Origin of the sequence: Burkholderia sp. WSM2230 (assembly GCF_000472445.1) — a bacterium.
Lineage (GTDB): Bacteria > Pseudomonadota > Gammaproteobacteria > Burkholderiales > Burkholderiaceae > Paraburkholderia.
This window is the reverse complement of sequence record NZ_AXAJ01000001.1, coordinates 77724-97141: the sequence shown is the minus strand read 5'-3', so window position 1 is coordinate 97141 and position 19418 is coordinate 77724. Positions and strand designations below refer to the sequence as shown.

Genomic DNA, 19418 nt, shown 5'->3' with positions numbered 1-19418 from the left:
CCGCGTTGCGCGTTGCGACTGTGCGGGCGCTCAGGGGAAATTCTTGTTGGCATAGGTTCGCGCCGCCGCATCGTCGTTGTGTTGTTCTTCGTATCCGCTCCCGTTGACTTTCGGCGCCCACTTGCGCTGCAGCAGCACCACCGTGCTTGTCGCGCCAAGCACGAGGAACCCGAAAATGGCCGCCATCGGCAGCGTGTAGCTGTGCCCTACATGAAGCAGCCAGCCCGAGAGACTCGCCGATACACCACCGGCAAGACTCGTGGCAACTTGCTGCAAGCCGGTATTCAGACCCACCGCCTGCCTGGGAATCAGCGTGAGCTTCACCAAAGCGAGATTGTTCGCAGTGACGAGGCCAAGAAGCGACAGCGATACGATGTTCCAGAACAACGCCATCTCGGGCGACGGCGTATAAGCGCCTAGCAGAACCGTGGTGCCGCCGATAAACCCGGCCACGATGAACGACTTGCGCACGACGACAGCATCACGGCCATGCGCGATCAGCCGGTCCGCCGCCCACCCCGCGAAGGCGGCCACGATGGCGATACCGGCGAAGCTGAAGAAGGTGTAGAGCCCCGACTCTTGCAGCGAAAGCCCCCGCTGTTCGACCAGATATGCCGGCATCCACGTCATGCAGTAGAACGCAAAATAGCTGTAGCAGAAGTTGGTGATCAAACCGCCCCATACGACAGGACTTGCCAGCAGGTTGCCGAGCGGCACGGAAGCGGCCCGGCGCTTCGCCAACGCAAGCTCGGCACGCGAGGGAAAGTCGTTGTTGAGCATCAGTTGCCAGGGCATCAACCAGACCAGTCCTGCGAGGCCCGTGATGATGAACATCGTTTTCCACGAGCCCACGGCGATCAGCCACGCAGCGATCGGCGCACCCAGCGCCGGTCCCATCTTGCCGCCGATCGAGTAAATGCCGAGCGCAGTGCCCTTGCGGGTTTCATCGAAGTTGTCGGCGAGATACCGGTAGGTGGCAGGCACCACCACGGCTTCAGCGACGCCGATCAGAAGCCGCACCAGTATCAGCGCGGACAACGTGGTCACGAGACCAGTCGCCGCTGCCGCGAGACACCACAGCAGGAAGCAGATCGAGTAAGGCCATTTCACGCCATAGCGGTCGACGAGCCAGCCCATCGGCATCTGCAGGAGGCCGTAAGACCAGAACATTGCGGAGCCGAGCCAGCCGCGCTCGACGTGCGTCAGCGCGAATTCCTGCACGAAGTGGCGATCCGCAAGTGCAGCCGACATACTCGTTCGGTCCACGAAAGAGATCATCAGGCCGAGCGCGAGCAGCACAAGAATGCCCCAGCGATTTTCGGGCCGCAGCGCTTTCTGCCGAGTGGTCTCCACCTGTTCGTCTCCGATCTTCTACTCGTTTTATACAACGCGGACTTTCATCGCTCAGCCAAGGCTTCCCGTCACATCGTCGAACAACTCATCTACGGAAAGCCGGCGCGGAATGATCTTCTGATCGAGCGCCCAGTCGACCGCCAGTTGCAGCCCCTTGCGGTTGGCCTCCAATCCGATTGGCGGAAAGATGGCTGGCACGCCCTCGGCGAGCGAGCGGCTTTCCACGATCATACGGTACAGCTCGCGCACTACGTCGGGCCGCTCCTTCGAAACGTTCTGATGCACGACGAACATGTGATTGATCGGAACCACTCCGGTGCGCGCGAACCAGTCTTTCGCAGCGGCATGCGCATCTGGAACCAGCGTGCGTACGCGCTCGTCCTTCGGCATGTCTTCGCCGAGCAATGCAGCGGCCAGCTCACCTTTGAGCATCATCTCCGGAATCGACGAACCTGCCGGCAGACGCTCGCAGTTCTGCGGATCGCTGTACTCGGCCAGGTGTCCGTCGCCGAGCGTCATCCACGTGACCTTGTCGAGGTCGACGCCATATTCGTGGCGCAGGATGCCGCGAATCCACAGCGCGGTGGTTTGCGTGTAGGTGCGCACGCCGACTTTCTTGCCTTCGATGTCCTTCGGATCGAGGTGCCCAAAGTCGATGTTGTAACCGGCGCAGTGGTGCTGGAAGCGCCCGGAGATTGGTGTCGGCAGCAGCACATAGGGCTTGCCGTAGGCTTTGGCCTGCAAGAACGTGACGATCGCGAGTTCGCCCGCATCGAATTTATTCTCGCGGACCATCGCCTTGAAGCCGTTGTGCGCGGGAGTCGGGCCGCAGAAGTCCAGCGTCACGAGATCGGAGCTCACTCGCCCGTCGCGCATCGCCTTTGTCACCGCGTATTCGGCCAGATTGGTGCGCAGCGTCGGCACACCTGTCAGCGTGGTTGTCATGAATGTCTCTCCTTTGCCTTATTGTTCCTATCGATTAGAGCCGGACCTCGATGAGGCACGGGCCCGGCTCGCGAATCGAATCGACCATTGCTTTATGGAAGCTCTCCGCCGTTTCGACGGCCACGCCGGGTACGCCCATGCTCTTCGCCATCGCGAGCCAGTCGATGCGCGGCCTGTCTATGTCGATCATCGAAAGCGCGCGTTCGCCCGGCGTGCCCGCGCCCATGTTGGCGTACTCCGCCTTGAGGATCGCGTAGCTGTTGTTGGCGAAGATGATCGTCGTGACGTTCAGGTTCTCGCGCGCCTGAGTCCATAGCGACTGGATCGTGTACATGGCGCTGCCGTCGCCGACCATGCAGATGACGCGCCGGTCCGGACACGCCAACGCGGCACCGGTCGCGACCGGCGTCGCATAGCCGATCGAGCCGCCCATGTTGTTGATGAGATCGTGCGGCAGCGCGCCCATGGTCAGGCCCATGGACTCGCGGCCCGTGGTCAGCGATTCGTCGACGACGATGCAGTTCTCCGGCAACGCCGCTGCCAGCGCGTGCGCGACGCTCGTTGGATTCAGCGCGCCGCTCGGCACCGGCGTTTCGATGCGCTCCTGCACGAGCGCCGCGGTGTTGGCCGCGCCGAGCGCCTGCAGCAGCATGTCGAAGGCAAGTTCGCTGTCCTCGTCAGCCTCGACGAGCGCATGAACCAGTGTGCCTTCGGCCTTCAGCAGACTGGGCTTGTCCGGGTACGCGAAAAAGGCTACGGGCTCCGTGGTTTCCACGGTGACGATGTGCCTGTAGTCCTTCAGAAACGCATTGGCCTGCGCCACAGCGTAGGGAATACGAGCGATCGGCACGCGTCCCGCGCCGCGCTCCATGCGTGCAGTGAAGAACTGTGAGCCGAGCCGCGCGCCGGTTGCGGCAGATACGCGGCCTGCCTTTTCGAGCGCCGCGCCGCGCGTCGCCTTATTGGCCAGAATGATCAGCGTCGGCTCACCGGAGCGCAGCACCCGCGCGACGTGTTCGATGCGCGCGGTGCTGGGCGTCCTGCGGCGGACATCCACAGGCGGCGGCAGCACGGGCGCCGCGCCCGTCTGTTGCCACGATGTATCGCCGGGCAGGATCAACGTGGCGATCTGCCCAGGATGCGCGCTCGCTTTCGCCACGGCCTGAGCCGTATCCCAGGCGATGCTGTCCGCCGATTCGGCGCGGCGAACCCAGTGGCTCAGCGGTCGCGCAAGGCCCTCGATGTCCGAGGTGAGCGGCGGATCGTACTTGAGATGCGACACCGAATGTTCGCCGACCACGTTCACCATACCCGACGACGCACGCTTCGCGTTATGGATGTTCGCGAGGCCGTTCGCGAGCCCTGGCCCGAGATGCAGTAGCGTCGAGGCCGGCTTGTCCTTCATCCGGTACCAGCCGTCTGCTGCACCGGTGGCCACGCCCTCGAACAGGCACAACACGCTGCGCATCTTCGGGTTGTTGCCGAGCGCAGCGAGGAAATGCATCTCCGAGGTGCCCGGGTTGGCAAAGCAGATATCGACGTCCTGCTCGACCAGAGTCGCGACGAGACTTTCGGCGCCGTTCATCAGTAGCCCGCCATGTCGCGTGCCAGACCGACTACGCCGTAGGTCCGCTGCGGTGCCGACATCAGGAAGCGGTAGCCCTCTTCGCTCAGACGGCGGTGATTTTTGGCCGTCACGTGCGGATGGCCCACCACGACGTTGTGCTTCTTGCAGGTGTCGACGATCTGGCGCATCGCATCGATCACCTCGGGATGCTCATATTGGCGGGGGAATCCCAGCTCCTGGCTCAGGTCGCCCTCGCCGATCAGAATGAAGCCGATGCCCGGCACGTTCGCGAGAATGTCGTTGAGGTTCCCGATTGCCTGCGTGCTCTCGCACATCAGGCCGACGAGGATCTCGCCTTGCGGCGCGAGCGGCCACACGTCAGCCTTCTCGTAGTACTCCTGCATCGAGAGGCCCCAGTAACGTGCCGCATTGGCCGGGCCGTCGCCGCGCACACCTTTCGGTTCGTAGAGCGGCGCGCTTTTCGGGCGCGCATAACGACACGACGCGACGGCGTTATAGGCCTGCTCCACGGTTGCCACGTGCGGCCAGATCACGCCGTATGCGCCGCGATCGAGCACCTGCTTTGCGAAGCTCTGGTTCATCTCGACGCCGTTGGCCGGAATACGCGCAATCGGCGTCACTTTCGTCGCCACCGATGCGGACTCGGCGATCTGCTTGCGGCTCAGCATGTACTGCAATGCGTCGCCGAGCGCGCTCACGTCATAGGGGTTGTGTTCCATCTCGAAGACGATGCCGTCATACGGCGAATCGCTCATTTCAATGGCGGTCTGCTTGTCGAGCTTGGAGAAGGCCGCATGCGCGGCCTTGCCCGACTCGAACGCGCGAATGATGCTGTTCAGGCGAATGTTGGACATGTTGATCTCTCTTTTCGCTGCGCGGCGCCGCATGAGGCGGCTGCATGCGCGTTGGCGATGTTCGGTGCGCTTGGCGACAGTCGGCTTAGCTCAGGGCCGGATACAGCTTCTGCGCGGTTTTGCTGAAAATCCACTCGCGGTCTTCGTCGCTGAGGCAAGCGAGTCCATGCTGGGCCGTCGCGAGAATTTCCTTGAGCGTGCCGGGCGAGGTCGGGAAGTTCGAGCCCCAGGCCAGCCGCTCTGCGCCGAACACTTCGACGACGCGCGGAAAGAAAGTCTCCGCACTCGCCTTCTCCTTCTTCACGTCGCCGAAAATGCGCGGCGTGAGCTTCAGATAAATGTTCGGCAGATCCGCAAGCGCGAACAGACTGGCAGCTTTCGCATACGGCGGACCGTCGAGCACGTCGGGGCGGCCCAGATGATCGAGGATGATGTTCACGTCTGCGAATTTTTCGGCCAGCATGCGCACCTGAGGCAAGCCGATCGGCCCGGTCTGAATGCACATCGGCAGCTTCAGTTCTGCGAGCATCTCCCACGCCTTGAAGGACTTCGGGTTGTCGAGCTCGCTCGGATCGAAGTCTTTGGTGGAACCGCCGGTGAAGATGCGCAGCCCGGCGAGTCCTTTGTCCGCCCAGCTTCTGATCACCGCCTGCACGTCGTCGGCCAGCATATCCACGGAGCCCACGGCCGCGAGCCGGTCCTTGTACTGGTTGCAGCCGTCCACGACATAGCTGTTGTCAAAGCCGTAAGTGGTCGACGAATGCACGACGGCCGCCTTCGCAACGCCGGCCTCGTCCATGGCCTTGATCAGCGCTTCGACGGTGTTGGGCCGCTCCTGCGACCAGTCCGAGCGCTTGCCGAAGAGCGGCGCGGGCGGGTAGCGCTTCTCGTCGTCCGAGATGATATGAGGATGAATGTCGATGATGTTCATGATGTCCGTCCAGCAATCGCTGCGTTACAGTCCCCTGGATTTGAGCTGCGCGTCCAGACGCGGATAGACGCGGCGTGCATTGCCTTCGAAAATCGCGTGGCGGTCGGCGTCGCTCAAAGCCGCGCAAGCGTCGATGTAGCGCTTCGTGTCGTCGAAATACTCGCCGGTGTTCGGATCGCGGCCGCGCACGGCGCCGATCATTTCCGATCCGAACAGCACGTTGGTCGTCGGCACGACCTTGGTCAGCAACTCCACGCCCGGGTGGTGATAGACGCAGGTGTCGAAGAAGACATTGCTGAGCAGCCCTTCCAAGGGACGCTTCGCCATTTCCAGCGACATGCCGCGATAGCGGCCCCAGTGGTAAGGCACCGCGCCGCCGCCGTGCGGAATCACGAGACGCAGCGTCGGGAAGTCCTTGAACAGATCGCCCTGCAGCAACTGCATGAAGACGGACGTGTCCGCGTTCAGATAGTGCGCGCCCGTGCCGTGGTGGCACGGGTTGCAGGAAGCTGCGACGTGGATCATGGCGGGCACGTCGAGGTCGCACAGCGCCTCGTAGAGCGGATACCACTCACGGTCCGTCATCGGCTTGCCGGTCCAGTAGCCGCCGCTCGGGTCGGGATTCAGATTGCAGCCGACAAAACCCATTTCCTCGACGCAGCGGCGCAGTTCGGCAATCGAGTTCTTCGGCGGCGCGAGCGGCGACTGCGGCAACTGGCAGACCGGCACGAAGTTGTCCGGATACAGGTCGCAGACGCGGCGCACGAGATTGTTCGACACCTCGGCCCATTCGAGGCTCGTACGCTCGTTGCCGAGATGGTGGCTCATCAGGCCTGCGATCGGCGAGAACAGCGTGAGGTCGCCGCCGCGCTCCTGTTGCAGACGCAACTGGCCGTTGCCGACGCCTTGGCGGATTTCGTCGTCGGATACGTGGGCGCCAGAGAGCGGCGGCGCATTGGCCGGGTCATTGGCGGAGTCGATCTGCCTCGCGCGCCAGTCGCGGAAAGATGCGGGGACGGTCGTGAAGTGGCCGTGGCAATCGATGATCATTTTTTCTTCCGTCTGGAGTTGGATGCGTAGATCAATGCACGAGGTTCAACATGTGCGCGCGGCTCAGGCGCGAGGATCGACGAACAGCTCGCTCATCGACATGCGCCGCGGCGTCAGGCCCTGCTTGAACGCGGTGGCTTCGAGCGCCTCGATGGTCTTGCGGTTTTCCTCGATACCGTATGGCAGCGGGTCGTGCCCCACGATCTTGCGCAACTCCAGGTACTTCTTGTTCTTCTTGTCGGTGAGCTCGCCCGCATCGAGCTTTGCGAGCCAGTCCTTTTTCGCTTTGTCGAAAGCGTCGTAGATCGACTTCGCGACCCATGGATGCTCGGCGAGCACGGAGTCCTTCACGACGATCGTGCCATGCATCGGATAGACGCCAGTGCGCGCGTAGTACTCGGCCTCGAGTTCTTCAGCATTCGGGAAGAGATCCGGATAGTCCGCCTCGACTTCCTTCCAGCCGCCCGTCGGTGCGCCCGTGCGGCCAATGCCGGCGTTGCCGTGAAAACCGGCGACGAGCTCGCCCTTCTCCATCATTTCCGCGAGCGAGCTGCCGGCCGGCGCGTGAATCACATTCGGCGGCAGCTTGAGTTGCGTGACGTGCTCTTCATCGTCTACGACCCATGTCACTTTCGACGCGTCCAGTCCGAATTCGTCCATCAGCACCTGACGCGTCCATGCACCCGTCGTCACCGAATAGGCGCGCACGCCGACCTTCTTGCCCTCCAGGTCCTTGGGCGTTTTGATGCCTGCGTCCGGGCGCACGAGCAGCCCCGAATGGTGGAAGCGCCGCACGACGAAAATCGGCAGCGCGACGAACGGCGCGCCGTAAGCGCGGGCGATGATGTAGGTCGTCGGCGCAAGTTCGCAGACGTCGAATTCGACGTCGCGGACCATCCGCCGAAACGCGCCGATCTGCGGCTGGACGGTGATGAATTCTGCATCGACGCCTTCGATGGGGATGGAGCCGTCGCGGATGGCAGCGGTATGCGGATGCTCGGCGATTGCGAGCGTGAGGTGTACTTTCTTGCTCAACGTAGTCTCCTTTGACCTGAATAATCGGATCGGCCTGCCTCCCAGCTGCTGCCGGCCGTGGGCGCGTTGCGCGGCTCACCAGGCGATCTCGTTGACTGAATGATGTTTGCGCGCCGGTTTTCCGTCTATTGAATTAAGCAGCGCGAGCGTTAACCGTTTGGTAAAGGCGCGGGCGATATGCAACCACGCGAGCATGCGCAGGGCGAGCGCGAGGCCTTGCCCGGCGCAGTTCGGCTGAAGATTGGGAGGGTATAGATGCAGCGCGGACTTCGGCAAGTCGCTCAGTCTCACATCCTGCAGTCTTTCGCGTACCAGTGGTCGACGCGCCGCTGCGCATGATGCAGCGCACCAGGATAGATGTCGGCGTCGGTCGCCGGGTTGTATCCGGCCGTGAACAGCGCCGCCGCCTCGGACGTCAAACGTTCGTGCGTCGGCTCGGCGCCCTGTCTGAGCGCGGCAAGATCATGGCACTCATGCGGCGTGATGTGACGGGACGGGTTAGCGGCGCTCGACAGATGGTCGGCGGAAGGAGCGGTGCAAGCCATCAGCAACACAGGAAGCGTCAGGCACGCAAGAGTGATCTTCATCATGGTCTCCGCTTTCGGGAAAACCTGGAACACCATGATGAAAGTGTAGCGTGACGCAACTGTCGAATAGCTGGCGGCGCGCTGACAATTGCGCCACCTACGCCGGCGGGCGCCTCGCGGCCTGACAAACGGCAATCGCCGTCAACGCGCCTCCGTGGGCGCGCGCAGCCGGTTTGCCCTGGCCGACGCCGCCGCGCGTGCCGCAGCGTCGGCGTCCGTCTGCAGGCGTCCGGCGGCTTCTTCGAGACACTGCACCATCAGCTGCGCACTCGGCGTGAGGCCGCGGTTCCGGTTCCACAGCACGCCCGCCGGCCGCAGCAATCGCGGCAGGCTTAACGGAAGCGTATGCAGCGGCTGCGCGGTGTCGCCGCCGGGCGTGCCGGCCATGACGGCGATGAAATCCGAGATCTGCAGATGCGCGCGCGCGACGTGAATCGAAAGCGTTTCGATGTAGTTGCTGGTCAGCGGCAGGTCGTGTGCTTCGAGCGCCCGCTCCAGCGGGTCGCGCAGTATCGAGCCCGGCGGCGGCAGTATCCACGGATAAGGCCGCAAGTCCGACCATGTCACCGACTTCCTGCGGGCCAGGGGATGGTGGCGGCCCGTCATCAGCGTGACCGGCTCTTCGAGAAGCTCCCGCTCCTCGAAGCTGCCGAGCGTGTCAGGCGCCGGCAAGCGGCCCACCACAAGGTCGAGACGGCCTTGCCACAGTTCGGGCAGCAGCAACGCCGTTGTGCCTTCCGTGACCATCACGTTGGTGCCGGGCGAGCGCTGCTTCAGCAGGCTCAGCGCCTGCGGCAGCAGCACTGAAGCCGACGCGGGCAACATGCCGATGTGAACCTTGCCCTCGGTCCCCGAACTCAATGCCTTCAGTTCGTCGCGCGCCTGATGCAGGATGGTCAGCATGTCGCGCGCATGGCGGATCAGGCAGTCGCCATACGGCGTCGGCACAAGGCCCTGCGCGGTGCGTGAAAACAGCGTGAGCCCGAGCCCCCGCTCCAGTTCGGCCAGCGACTTGGAGACGGCAGGCACCGTCACGTGCGTGACGTCGGCGACCTGGGTCAGATTGCGATATGTGTCGATCGTGACGAGCAGGCGCAGGTGCCGCGCCTTCAGGTTGATCTGCAGATACCAGTCGAGAGCTGACACGTCGTGTGCCTCCGCGGTTTCACCATCTCGTCAACGAACATGAGCGGATATCAGTCCTTGGGTTGCAGCGCGTGCAAGGTCATGCCCAGCGAAATCGACGTGAAGTAGCCCACCGTGATCAGCAACTCGGCAATCACCGCGCGGCCGAGCTCGGCGTCGTAACGCGCAAAGCGCGCGTCGTCGACTACGCCGCCCGCGAGAATGTCGCAGACCGCCTCGCAGACAAGGCCCAGGCGGTCATCGCCCGCTTCAGGCCGGCGCTTTTCCAGAATTGCCTCGACCACCGCCTGCGGCACCCCCGCCTTCAATGCATGCCGGCGGTGGTTGGCGATCACGTAGGGCGCATTCCAGAAGACCGCCGTCGAAAGAATGGCAACTTCGCTCTCCGCCTCACTGAGCACGGGCGAGTGATCGACGTGTGTGCCGATAATTTCCATTCCGTCAGCGAGGTTCGGGTTATGCAGCCAGATGTTGAACGGCGTGGGAATTCGCCCGCGCCCTTCGCCCAGCCGCGCAATGACTTTCTTCTGCTCGCCGGTGGCCTGGTCCGGGTCGATACGTTGGAGCCGGTTGTCCGTCATGCCTGTTTCCTTCCTGTGACGATGTTTGTTTAGATGAGGCTGCTCGGCCACGGTATATGGATGATCTGATCGAAGACGCCATAGATCAGCGCGGTCACGCAGGCCGCGAGAATCAGGCTGAGCCGCCACGACTCGCGCCCCTCGATGCGCATGTACGCAACGATAATGAGCGGCACGGTCGGGATCATGCCGATCAGCGACATGCACACGAGAAACGCGATGAACCAGCCGAAGAACTTCGCGGCGCGCATCAGAGTCACGCGGTTCGGCAGCTTTTCGCCATGGTCGCTCGATACGTCCATGTGGATGCCGCCGCCCGCAGGCGCCGCTGCCGCATGGGCAGGAATCACGAAGACCTTGTAGAGCAGGCTGCAGGTTCCGGCGATCACGAGAATGCTCGCAATCACGGTCGGCCCGATTCGCGCCATGAGCAGCCAGCTCTGCGCGGTCACCAGCATATAGACGCCGACGCCGATGAAGAACACATAAACGAGATCTTCCGGCTTGACGACGATCTTGCCGCTCGGCCGCATCCGCGCGAGGCCGCCGCTGCGCAACGCTGTGAACAGCGGCTTGAAAAAGACCAGCGCCGCAAGCGTGAGAAGAACCATGACGACCGGGCGCGTGACCCACTCCGTGCCGTAGCGCACGAAGGAAATCGACATGTAGCGCTCCATCAGCACGCCGAGCACGAGGCCGAGAATCAGCGGCGGGCGCGCCCATCTGAGGCGCTTCATGGTCCAGCCGATCACGGCGGCGATGAGCAGTACGAACAGGTCGCCCCAGCTGCGCGAGCCCTGGAAAGCGCCGACATAGATGATCGGCATGATGACCGGCAGGATGAGCGTATAGCGCAGCGTCGAAATCCTCGCGAACTGTCCGCTCAGCAAAAAACACAGGCCCGCGCCGAAGATATTGGCGAGCGCGATTGACCAGACCATCGAATACGTGAAGTCCAGATGTTTGGTCAGCATGTCCGGGCCGGGGATGAAGCCGTGCACCATCATCGCGCCGAGCAGGATGGCCTGCGCCGCGCCGCCCGGCACGCCGAACGACAGCATCGGCACGAGGCTGCCGCCTTCGCGCGCGTTATTGGCCGCTTCGGGCGCAATCACGCCGCGCACATCGCCGGTGGTGAAAGATTGCTTCGCGCCCTTCGCGGTCTGCAGCGCATGACCGTATGCGATCCAGTCCGTCACCGCGCCGGTGATGCCCGGCACCGCACCGAGTATCGCGCCCAGGCCGCCGCAGCGAAGAATCAGAAACCAGTTGCGAAAACTGTCGACGACGCCCTGTTGCATCCCCTCGCGCGAACTGAACTGCACGTTCTCGGCGATCGCCGTGCGCCGGATCGCCAGCTCGCACAACTCCGGCAGCGCAAAAATCCCAAGGATGATCGGCACGAGCGGAATGCCGTCCTGCAGATAAAGGATGTCGCCGGTCCAGCGCATCTGGCCGGTTGCTACGTTGGTACCGATCATGCCCACCAGGATGCCGAAACAGGCCGCGACCACGCCGCGCAGCGGCGCGTTGCCCGATAGCGCCGAGACCATCGAAACGCCGAATATAGTGAGCGCGAGCATTTCGGGCGTGCCGATGGAGAGCACGAAAGGCCGCACCAACGGCAGCGAAAACGCAAGAACGATCGCGCCAATGAGACCGCCGAACAACGACGACATGTAGCACGCGCTCAACGCACGCGACGCCTCACCGCGCTTCGTCATGGGCAGGCCGTCGAGCACGGTCGCCTGTGAAGCCGCGTGGCCGGGCACGCCGAACAGCACGGCCGGAATCACGTCGGACGTCGTAATGACGGACGCCATGCCGAGCAGCATCGCAAAAGCCGCATATGGGTCCATCGTGTAGGTGAACGGCACCAGTAACGCAAAACCCGTCAAGCCTCCAATGCCTGGCAGCAGCCCGATCGACAGCCCGACCACCACGCCGAAGACGAGGAAGATCAGACGGTTGAATTGCAGGAGCGTCGACAACGCATGGCCTGCTGCCAATAGCGTTGCGTCGTTGAAAAATTCCATACGTCATCCTGATGAAATGGCAAGCCTGCCAGGCTCACTCGGTTGGCTCACGCAGTGCAAGTCGCTCAGTTGGCTCACCGAGTGGTATCGCCCGATTGGCTGGACTCGTTGCCCGACGTTGCGGGTTAATCGGCCAGCGACGGGTAAAGCGCCTTGGCGGTGCGGCCCCAGACCCACGCGCGCTCTTCCTCGGTAAGACTCGCGAAACACGCGTGACCCTGATCGATCAGCTTTTTCAGCGGTCCCGCGGAAGCCGGATAGTTCGAGCCGAACGCGAGGTGATCCGCGCCGAACACTTTGACGAGCTGTGCAAAGAACGCCTCTGCCCCGCCTGGCGCCGCCTGCGCGAGATCGAAGGTGCGCGGCGTGATCTTCATATACACGTTCTCGTACTTCGCCAGTTCGAAGAGCGCCGCGCAACGCGCGTACGGCGGGCCGTCTTCGAGATCGGGCCGCGCGCAGTGATCCAGCGCAATCTTCACGGTGGGAAAACGTTGCGCAAGCTCGGCGACCATGGACAAGCCGTCCGGCGTCGTCTGCACCGCCATCGTCATGCCGATTTCGGCGCAGCGCTGCCAGATCGGGAAAGTGGCGGGATCGATGAGCCAGCTTGCATCGCTCTGATGTGTCGCGCCGCCCGTGAAGAGGCGAATGCCGCCCATGCCGCGAGCGAGCCAGTAGTCGAAAGTCTGCAACGCGTCGGGTGCGAGCAGATCGAACGAATAGACGCCTGTAAAGCGCTTCGGATAGCGCGCCACGCTGTCGGCCACGTACGAGTTGTTGTGACCGTAGGTGGTCGACGAATGCACGATTGCAGCCTTCGCTACGCCCGCTTCGTCCATCTCGGCGATCATCTGCTCGAACGTGACCGGGCGCGTGGCCGACCACTTGGAGCGGTGTCCATGTTGCGGAGCGATCGGGTAACGCTCGGTGTCCGCGGAGATGATATGCGGGTGAATGTCGATTATTTCGGGTGTCATGTGAACAGACCTCGTGGTGATTTTGCGTTCAGTGAGAACTGAAGATGAGCTTGCGTGCGCTCTCGAGCTGCGGCTCGGGCGTCGCGTACAGCTTGCCGACTATCTGTTCCACCGCGTTTCCGTCGATTGGATCGATCGGGTAGCCTGAACTTTTCATCGCTGCGATGAACTCCGGGTCCGCGATCGTCTTCGCGAACGCCTCACGCAGCGCATCAAGACGATCCGCGGGCACGTCCTTCGGTACGGCGATTGGTCGTCCTGCCTGGAACGGCAGCAGGAACAGATTGAAAAGCGCCTTGACGTCGGGATCGGTGATATACGCGCTCAGATTCGGGATATCGGCGAACGGAGCCGGACTGTTCCAGCCCAGGTGCAGCAACACTTTCATCTTGCCGTTGGCGAGCATGCGCACAGGTTCGCCTTGCTGCAATCCGTCGATGGTGGAGGCCCAACCGTCCACTTCGCCGCGCTGCATCGCGAGATAGACTTCTCCGCGGCCCGTATAGCCAGGCACGATGCTCATCTTCGCGCCCAGGTACTCGTCGAGCAGCGCCGGCAGCGTGCGGTCCTCGTTGGCGAAGCCCGTGGCGCCGATGTACATCTTTTTCTTCGTGAGATCGTCAGCGGTGGTCACGCCGGAACGCGTCATTGAAACGAGGCAATACTCGACCTTGTTGAGACTGCCGAGCCACCGCACCTTGCGCGGATCGAATCTGCTTTGCCGTGGATCGAGCAACGGAATGTAGAGGTTGTTTCGCTGCAGGAAACCGATAACGGTCCCGTCGCTGGATTGTCTGGACTGCAGCGAGGCGGCGGCGACCATGCCTCCTGCCCCGACCACGTTCATCACCACCGCATGCGGTTTTCCAGGAATGTAATTGACGAAAAAGCGTGCGAACTGGCGCGCGATGATGTCGGTCGGTGTGCCTGCGTCTGCACTGACGACAAGCGTGACTGTCTTGCCGTGATAGAACTGCTCGACCGACTGACCATGGGCCGGTCCCGTAATCGCCATCGCGGCAATACTCAAGAGCGCCGCGCAAGCGCGAATTGCGGTCCTGTACTTCATGGTCGTCCTGTCTCCGATAATAGTCCGCGATTCGCCTTCGCCCGCCAGGAAGGACGGTTCGAATCATTCGCGCGAATCGCGTTGTCTCCGTTCGTTTATTGAGTGAACGCACCCAGATTCTGCCAGCGCGCGAGCAGGGGTCAATTGAGAAAAACGGCTTCGGGTTTGAGTAAACGGTTAAACCCGCCCCGGTGAACGGACGCGGACTACTTTGAGCCGGCGGGATAAGTCAGGCGCTTCACGGTGCGAGTGTCTTGCGCGCAGCCTGGCTCTTTCCCGCGAGGTCTTGAGCCGCTTCTTCCAGGCACACCACCATCAGCTGCGCGCTGGGCGTAAGGCCGCGGTTGCGGTTCCATAGCACGCCCGCGGGGCGCAGCAACCGGGGAAGGCCTAGAGGAAGCGTATGAAGCGGCTGCGCGGGGTCGTTGGCCGGCGTGTCGGCCATCACGGCGATGGAATCCGAAACCTGCAGATGGGCCCGCACCACGTGAATGGAGAGCGTTTCGATGTAGTTGTTGGTCAGGGGCACGTCGTGCGCTTCGAGTGCGCGCTCAAGCGGATCGCGCAGTATCGAGCCGGGCGGCGGCAGTATCCATGGGTAAGGATGCAGGTCCGACCATTTAAGGGTTTTCCTGCGCGCCAGCGGATGATGACGGCCCACGACGAGCGTCACCGGGTCCTCGATAAGCTCTCTTTCTTCGAAACTGCCGAGCGTGTCCGGCGGCGGCAGGCGGCCCACGACCAGGTCGAGGCGGCCTTGCCAGAGTTCCGGCAATAACGAGGCCGTCGTCCCTTCGACCACGACTACGTTGGTGCCGGGCGAGCGCTGCTTCAGAAGGCTCAGGGCCCGTGGCACCAGCACGGAAGCCGAAGCGGGCAACATGCCGATGTGAACCTTGCCCTCGGTCCCCGAACTGAGCGCCTTCAGCTCGTCGCGTGCCTGATGGAGGATGGCGAGCATGGCCCGCGCGTGGCGGATCAGACACTCGCCGTACTGTGTGGGGACGAGGCCTTGTGCCGTGCGCGAGAAAAGCGTGAGTCCTAGGCCCCGTTCGAGCTCGGCAAGCGACTTGGAAACCGCAGGCACGGTCACATGCGTAACGTCCGCCACCTGGGTCAGATTGCGGTATGTGTCGATCGCCACGACGAGATGCATGTGCCGCGCCTTCAGGTTGATCTGAAGGTACCAGTCAAGCTCTGACACGTCGCGCGCTCCCTTTTACCAACTCGTTAAGCCTGAGGCCATTTTACTCAATTGCCCGGCGACGCTGTTCGCTGGCACGATCGCGATGCGCCTGGCCGCGCCTGGCCGCACGTCAGAAACGCCGCAGCCGCATCGTTTGATTACAACATGCCGGTCGAACCGGCGTACGGAGACAGTTGATGACCCAGACCCTCACCCGTCGCCGCTTCCTGCGCAGCGCCGGCCTTTTCGGCCTGAGCGTCGCCGCGGGTGCGCTTGCCGCGCCTTATGTCGCGCGCGGCGCGTCCAGCCCGATTCGCATTGTCAGCAACCCGGGGCTCGAAAATGCGACGCTCAATGCCCTGATGGACGAGATGGGCTATTTCAGGCAGTACGGCGTCAACGCGTCCATCGCGCAGATTCCTGGCGCAACCGGCCCATTCGATGCAATCGCCACGGGCGCCGCGGACCTTTGCATGGTGTCGGGCTACAACATGGTGTTAGCGCGGATTGCGCAAGGCGCGAAAGTGAAGATCGTCGGCGCGGGGATGAAAAAATGCGCGCTGACGGTCTTTGCCAAACCCGATGTGGTGAAAACGCTTGCCGACCTGGAGGGCAAGACGGTTGCGGTGGGTCCGTCCCTCGGCCTGCTTCATACGCTCATGCTCCAGTTGATGAAAGAAAAAGGACTCGACGCCTCGCAAGTCAATTTCGTCGACAAGGGCAGCAACGACCAATGCTATGAGGCGGTCGTAAGGGGCGAGGCGCACGCCTGCTGTTCGAGCATCTCGCATCTGCGCGATCACGACGGGCTCGTGCCGATCAACGGCGCCAACCTGTGGCAAGCGCTGCCCCGATGCACTTTCCAGACCGCCTATGCCGCCGATACCGCGCTGCGTGACAAGCACGACGGAATAGTCGCGGTCATGGCCGCCTATGGCGCGCTCTATGAGTTTCTGATGTCGCCGGCATCGCACGATGCCTTCTTCGAAGCACGCAGGCACGCGCAGAAGAATTTCGACAACGCATCAGCGCAGGCTATCTGGGATTTCAACGAGACGCAAAGGCCCTACTCGAAAGACCTGTCGCTGACGAGCGACGATATCGGTTATCTGCAGGACATGTACATAAGCGTCGGAAGTCTGAAGCGCAAGCAGGCCTTCGAGGAAGTCGCCGACATGTCGGCAGCGAAAGCTGCGGCGAAGCTTGTGGGCTGAATCGGTGGGCTGAATCGGTCCGAGCAGGGGAAACCCGCAATCCCGGCGAAGCGTGTCGCGCTTGGGTGCTCCTGCCATAACAGAACACCCCGAAGGCGGATCGATGTCCAACCTTCGGGGTGCGTTTCCCCTTGCCGCTCTCAGCCTCTCCCGCCAAGGTCAAAACGTATGCCGGATACCCGCGATGATGGAAATCTGCGAGCCGCCAGCCGGAGGCGTGGGAACGGGCGTGATCGTAGTCGCTGCAAGCGCGAGATTGCCGTAGTTGTGGATATGTTCACCCGTCAGGTAAAGAAACGTACGCTTTGAGAGGATGTACTCGCCGCGCAACACGAGCACCAGCGCCTTGTTGTGCGAGTGATCGTACTTGAGATGCGCCACCATGCCGTCGACATAGATGAAAGGCGTCACGGGCACGACGCCAGTCACCCAGAACAGATTGCTCTTTGGCGTCGAGAGGCCTTCGTCGTCGCGCCTGATCCAGCCCACGCCGAACTTCGCCTTGCTGATCTTGACGTAGCCGCCCAGCGTGAACCTGCTGTCCGTCAGCTTCGGCGACGTGAGGCCGCCAAATGTCGCGGAGGTGCCGCCGTAATTGCGCTCGTAGGAGGTGGCCACGCCCCACGTCTGCCGGTCGTACTTGAGCATTGCCGAATATTCCCGGCATTGGTTCGAGGGCGTCGTCTGGCCCGGACAATTCGAAGCGGCGGCGCTGTTACCGGCGACGGCATCGCGACCGAAGCTGTAGTTCACGCCTCCTTCGAACGAACCGAGGAAATAGCGGTAGCTGACCGAGTTGTCCGCTCGCGCGTTGGCGATGCCGTTGTCGAGTGTGGTGAGACCTTGCGCGCCCGTTCCGAACGGATTGATAAACGAAATAGCGAAAAACCGCATCGTGTATTGGCGGCCAAATGTCAGACGCCCGAATTTTCCGTCGAGACCGACGTAGGATTGCCGCCCGAAGAGACGCCCGCCTTGTCTTGAAGTGCCGTTGCCCGGCATAAAGCCGCCTTGCAGATCAAAAATGGCCTTCGTGCCTCCGCCGATATCCTCGCTGCCGCGAATGCCAAAATAGGAAGTGGCGGTCCCGTCCCCCATGCGATAAGCGTTGGTGGTGTTTTTGCCCTTCGCCACGTTGTTGACGTACTCCACGCCCTGATCGATCAGGCCATACATGGTGACCATGCTGCCACCTGCGGGTTTACTCTCTGCTGCGGTTTCGTCTCCAGCCTGCGCCAATATCGGCACAAGGCACACCAACGCCGCGCAAGCGACTTTTGCGGTCCTGAATTTCATGATCGTCACCGTCTCCTGGGTGTGATCCACGACGAATGTGCGGGATAGCGGACTCTAACTGCCGCCGTTCCGGTGTGGACCTTGTCTTTTCGTTTGTTTGTAACGCAGTGAAATTTTGCCTGTACGCCGCGGCAGGTCTATTGAGAAAAAAAGCGTCGCGCTTGAGGGAATGGTTAAACGTGGGCGGCAGCGCGTCCGACCAGGTGGAGGAGCTAAACGTATCTGAGGATGGAGTGAGCCCTGTAGTTCAGGGCACCCTGGCGCCGCCACGTTGCTGAGGCAGCGGCGCGCCGAAGCTCGCGAGAGGCGAGCGGCGTTTCAAGGCTGGGTGCGGGGGGCGCTCACTGTGATGCCCGAACGCGGCAGCCAGACGCGTCCCCCAGCGTGATTAGCGCGTCACGCCACGCGCTTTCCTTGCACATAAGTCGCGCGCGGTACCGGCATTCCGCCTGCGAGCCCGACACGCACCATATCGCCCCGCAAGCCTACTTCGATCGCGCCCCGATCGTCGAGCCCGACCGATTGCGCGGGCGCCGCCGAAACCGTCGAAACGGCCTGCGGTAACGTCCACTGCGCGTCCCGCACAAGCTGAAACGCACCCATCATCAGACTGGAAGGCACATAGTCCGATGAGAGGATGTCGAGCAGGCCCTCTTTCGCCAACGCCAGCGCGGACACGTTGCCCGAATGCGAGCCACCGCGCACGATGTTAGGCGCGCCCATCACGGTTGCGAGACCGTGCTCGCGCGCCGCGCTCGCCGCTGCCGTCGTGGTCGGAAACTCGCAGATCGCCATGCCGTCCTGCGCTGCTTCCTTGACATGCTCGACGAGCGTGTCGTCATGGCTCGCGACCGCTACACCCAGTGCCTTGCAGCGTTCGACGATACTGCGCCGATGCACCGCAGCGTAGCGCGCCTGCAGGTCGGAGAGCTCGACCAATGCCGCCTCCAACTTCTCGTCGCTCCACTTGCCGTTGCGCTCCTGGTATTGACGCCACTTCGCGGGATCGTGCCATTGACGCTGCCCCGGAGTGTGGTCCATCACCGACGCGAGACGCAGCAAATGGTGACTGCTCAACTCGTCGAACAGATCGACGACGTCCTCGGTTCCCACTTCGCAGCGCAGATGAAGATAGTGATCCGCTCGCAAAAATTCATGTGCGGACAAGCGGTCGAGGGCCGACACCGCGTTGCGATGAATCTCGCTGCCGCGCAAGCCAGCGTCCGCGCGCGTGCCGATCGCGAGCGAATCGAACACCGTGGTAATGCCGGCCGCGGCCACCTGGGCGTCGTGGATCACGAACGCTGCGTCAACGTTCCACATCACGCCAGGACGCGGCGCCAGATGCTTTTCGAGGTTGTCCGTGTGCACTTCGACGAAACCGGGAAGCAGGTAGTCACCTTGCCAGTCCTCGGCATCGGGCGCGCTGGTCGCGCCGCGCTGCACGTCGGCGATCAGGCCGTCCTCGATGCGCACCGCGCCGAGAAATTCCTCGTCGCGCGTGACGATACGCGCATTCTTGATCAACATCGTGCTACTCCGTGTTCACTGTGAATGGTGTGTGTCC

Annotated in this window: 18 protein-coding genes; 1 reads left to right on the top strand and 17 read right to left on the bottom strand. The window is 62.6% G+C overall.

What is annotated here, in order from left to right:
- Nucleotides 1-30: 30 nt before the first annotated feature.
- From A3AC_RS0100430 to A3AC_RS28915, 15 genes are all read right to left on the bottom strand, one after another.
- Nucleotides 31-1353 carry an MFS transporter gene (locus A3AC_RS0100430; RefSeq protein WP_025596497.1) on the bottom strand — a complete coding sequence of 441 codons (1323 nt, stop codon included), beginning with the start codon at nucleotides 1351-1353 and terminating at the stop codon, nucleotides 31-33.
- A 51-nt stretch (nucleotides 1354-1404) separates the two neighbouring features.
- Nucleotides 1405-2298, bottom strand: coding sequence for a phosphate ABC transporter substrate-binding protein (locus tag A3AC_RS0100425; RefSeq protein WP_025596496.1), 894 nt, complete (start codon nucleotides 2296-2298; stop codon nucleotides 1405-1407).
- Nucleotides 2299-2332: 34 nt separating this feature from the next.
- The gene (locus tag A3AC_RS0100420) at nucleotides 2333-3883 is read right to left on the bottom strand and encodes an acetolactate synthase large subunit (protein ID WP_025596495.1); all 1551 of its coding nucleotides are present in this window, start codon (nucleotides 3881-3883) and stop codon (nucleotides 2333-2335) included.
- Nucleotides 3883-4740, bottom strand: coding sequence for an HpcH/HpaI aldolase family protein (locus A3AC_RS0100415; RefSeq protein WP_025596494.1), 858 nt, complete (start codon nucleotides 4738-4740; stop codon nucleotides 3883-3885). Before A3AC_RS0100415 ends, A3AC_RS0100420 begins: the two co-directional genes overlap by 1 nt.
- A gap of 85 nt (nucleotides 4741-4825) precedes the next feature.
- Entirely contained in the window at nucleotides 4826-5674 is an 849-nt protein-coding gene (locus tag A3AC_RS0100410; RefSeq protein WP_025596493.1) for an amidohydrolase family protein, read from the bottom strand.
- A 21-nt stretch (nucleotides 5675-5695) separates the two neighbouring features.
- Nucleotides 5696-6721, bottom strand: coding sequence for an amidohydrolase family protein (locus tag A3AC_RS0100405; protein WP_025596492.1), 1026 nt, complete (start codon nucleotides 6719-6721; stop codon nucleotides 5696-5698).
- A 63-nt stretch (nucleotides 6722-6784) separates the two neighbouring features.
- Complete coding sequence (locus tag A3AC_RS0100400; RefSeq protein ID WP_025596491.1) at nucleotides 6785-7756, bottom strand: ABC transporter substrate-binding protein; 972 nt, start codon at nucleotides 7754-7756, stop codon at nucleotides 6785-6787.
- Nucleotides 7757-7831: 75 nt separating this feature from the next.
- Nucleotides 7832-8032: a hypothetical protein gene (locus A3AC_RS30295; RefSeq protein WP_156924552.1), complete on the bottom strand. Its 201-nt coding sequence runs from the start codon at nucleotides 8030-8032 to the stop codon at nucleotides 7832-7834.
- 11 nt (nucleotides 8033-8043) lie between these two features.
- The gene (locus tag A3AC_RS28920) at nucleotides 8044-8346 is read right to left on the bottom strand and encodes a DUF4148 domain-containing protein (RefSeq protein WP_232231869.1); all 303 of its coding nucleotides are present in this window, start codon (nucleotides 8344-8346) and stop codon (nucleotides 8044-8046) included.
- A 138-nt stretch (nucleotides 8347-8484) separates the two neighbouring features.
- A complete protein-coding gene (locus A3AC_RS0100390) occupies nucleotides 8485-9489 on the bottom strand; it encodes a LysR substrate-binding domain-containing protein (RefSeq protein ID WP_025596489.1) in 1005 nt (334 codons plus the stop codon).
- 50 nt (nucleotides 9490-9539) lie between these two features.
- On the bottom strand, nucleotides 9540-10070 hold the full coding sequence (locus A3AC_RS0100385) for a hypothetical protein (protein ID WP_025596488.1): 531 nt from the start codon (nucleotides 10068-10070) through the stop codon (nucleotides 9540-9542).
- A 29-nt stretch (nucleotides 10071-10099) separates the two neighbouring features.
- Nucleotides 10100-12106 carry a tripartite tricarboxylate transporter permease gene (locus A3AC_RS0100380; RefSeq protein WP_025596487.1) on the bottom strand — a complete coding sequence of 669 codons (2007 nt, stop codon included), beginning with the start codon at nucleotides 12104-12106 and terminating at the stop codon, nucleotides 10100-10102.
- Between the two features lie 125 nt (nucleotides 12107-12231).
- Nucleotides 12232-13086 carry an amidohydrolase family protein gene (locus A3AC_RS0100375; protein ID WP_025596486.1) on the bottom strand — a complete coding sequence of 285 codons (855 nt, stop codon included), beginning with the start codon at nucleotides 13084-13086 and terminating at the stop codon, nucleotides 12232-12234.
- A 28-nt stretch (nucleotides 13087-13114) separates the two neighbouring features.
- Complete coding sequence (locus tag A3AC_RS0100370; RefSeq protein ID WP_025596485.1) at nucleotides 13115-14155, bottom strand: Bug family tripartite tricarboxylate transporter substrate binding protein; 1041 nt, start codon at nucleotides 14153-14155, stop codon at nucleotides 13115-13117.
- Nucleotides 14156-14393: 238 nt separating this feature from the next.
- Entirely contained in the window at nucleotides 14394-15359 is a 966-nt protein-coding gene (locus A3AC_RS28915) for a LysR substrate-binding domain-containing protein (RefSeq protein ID WP_035474399.1), read from the bottom strand.
- A gap of 179 nt (nucleotides 15360-15538) precedes the next feature.
- On the opposite strand from A3AC_RS28915, the gene A3AC_RS0100360 reads away from it, so the two are divergent.
- A complete protein-coding gene (locus A3AC_RS0100360; protein ID WP_025596484.1) occupies nucleotides 15539-16555 on the top strand; it encodes an ABC transporter substrate-binding protein in 1017 nt (338 codons plus the stop codon).
- 159 nt (nucleotides 16556-16714) lie between these two features.
- On the opposite strand, the gene A3AC_RS0100355 is transcribed toward A3AC_RS0100360, so the two are convergent.
- Nucleotides 16715-17851 (bottom strand): porin, encoded by a 1137-nt coding sequence (locus A3AC_RS0100355; protein ID WP_025596483.1) that lies wholly within the window; start codon nucleotides 17849-17851, stop codon nucleotides 16715-16717.
- 396 nt (nucleotides 17852-18247) lie between these two features.
- Nucleotides 18248-19381, bottom strand: coding sequence for an alpha-D-ribose 1-methylphosphonate 5-triphosphate diphosphatase (locus tag A3AC_RS0100350; RefSeq protein ID WP_025596482.1), 1134 nt, complete (start codon nucleotides 19379-19381; stop codon nucleotides 18248-18250).
- Between the last annotated feature and the right edge of the window lie 37 nt (nucleotides 19382-19418).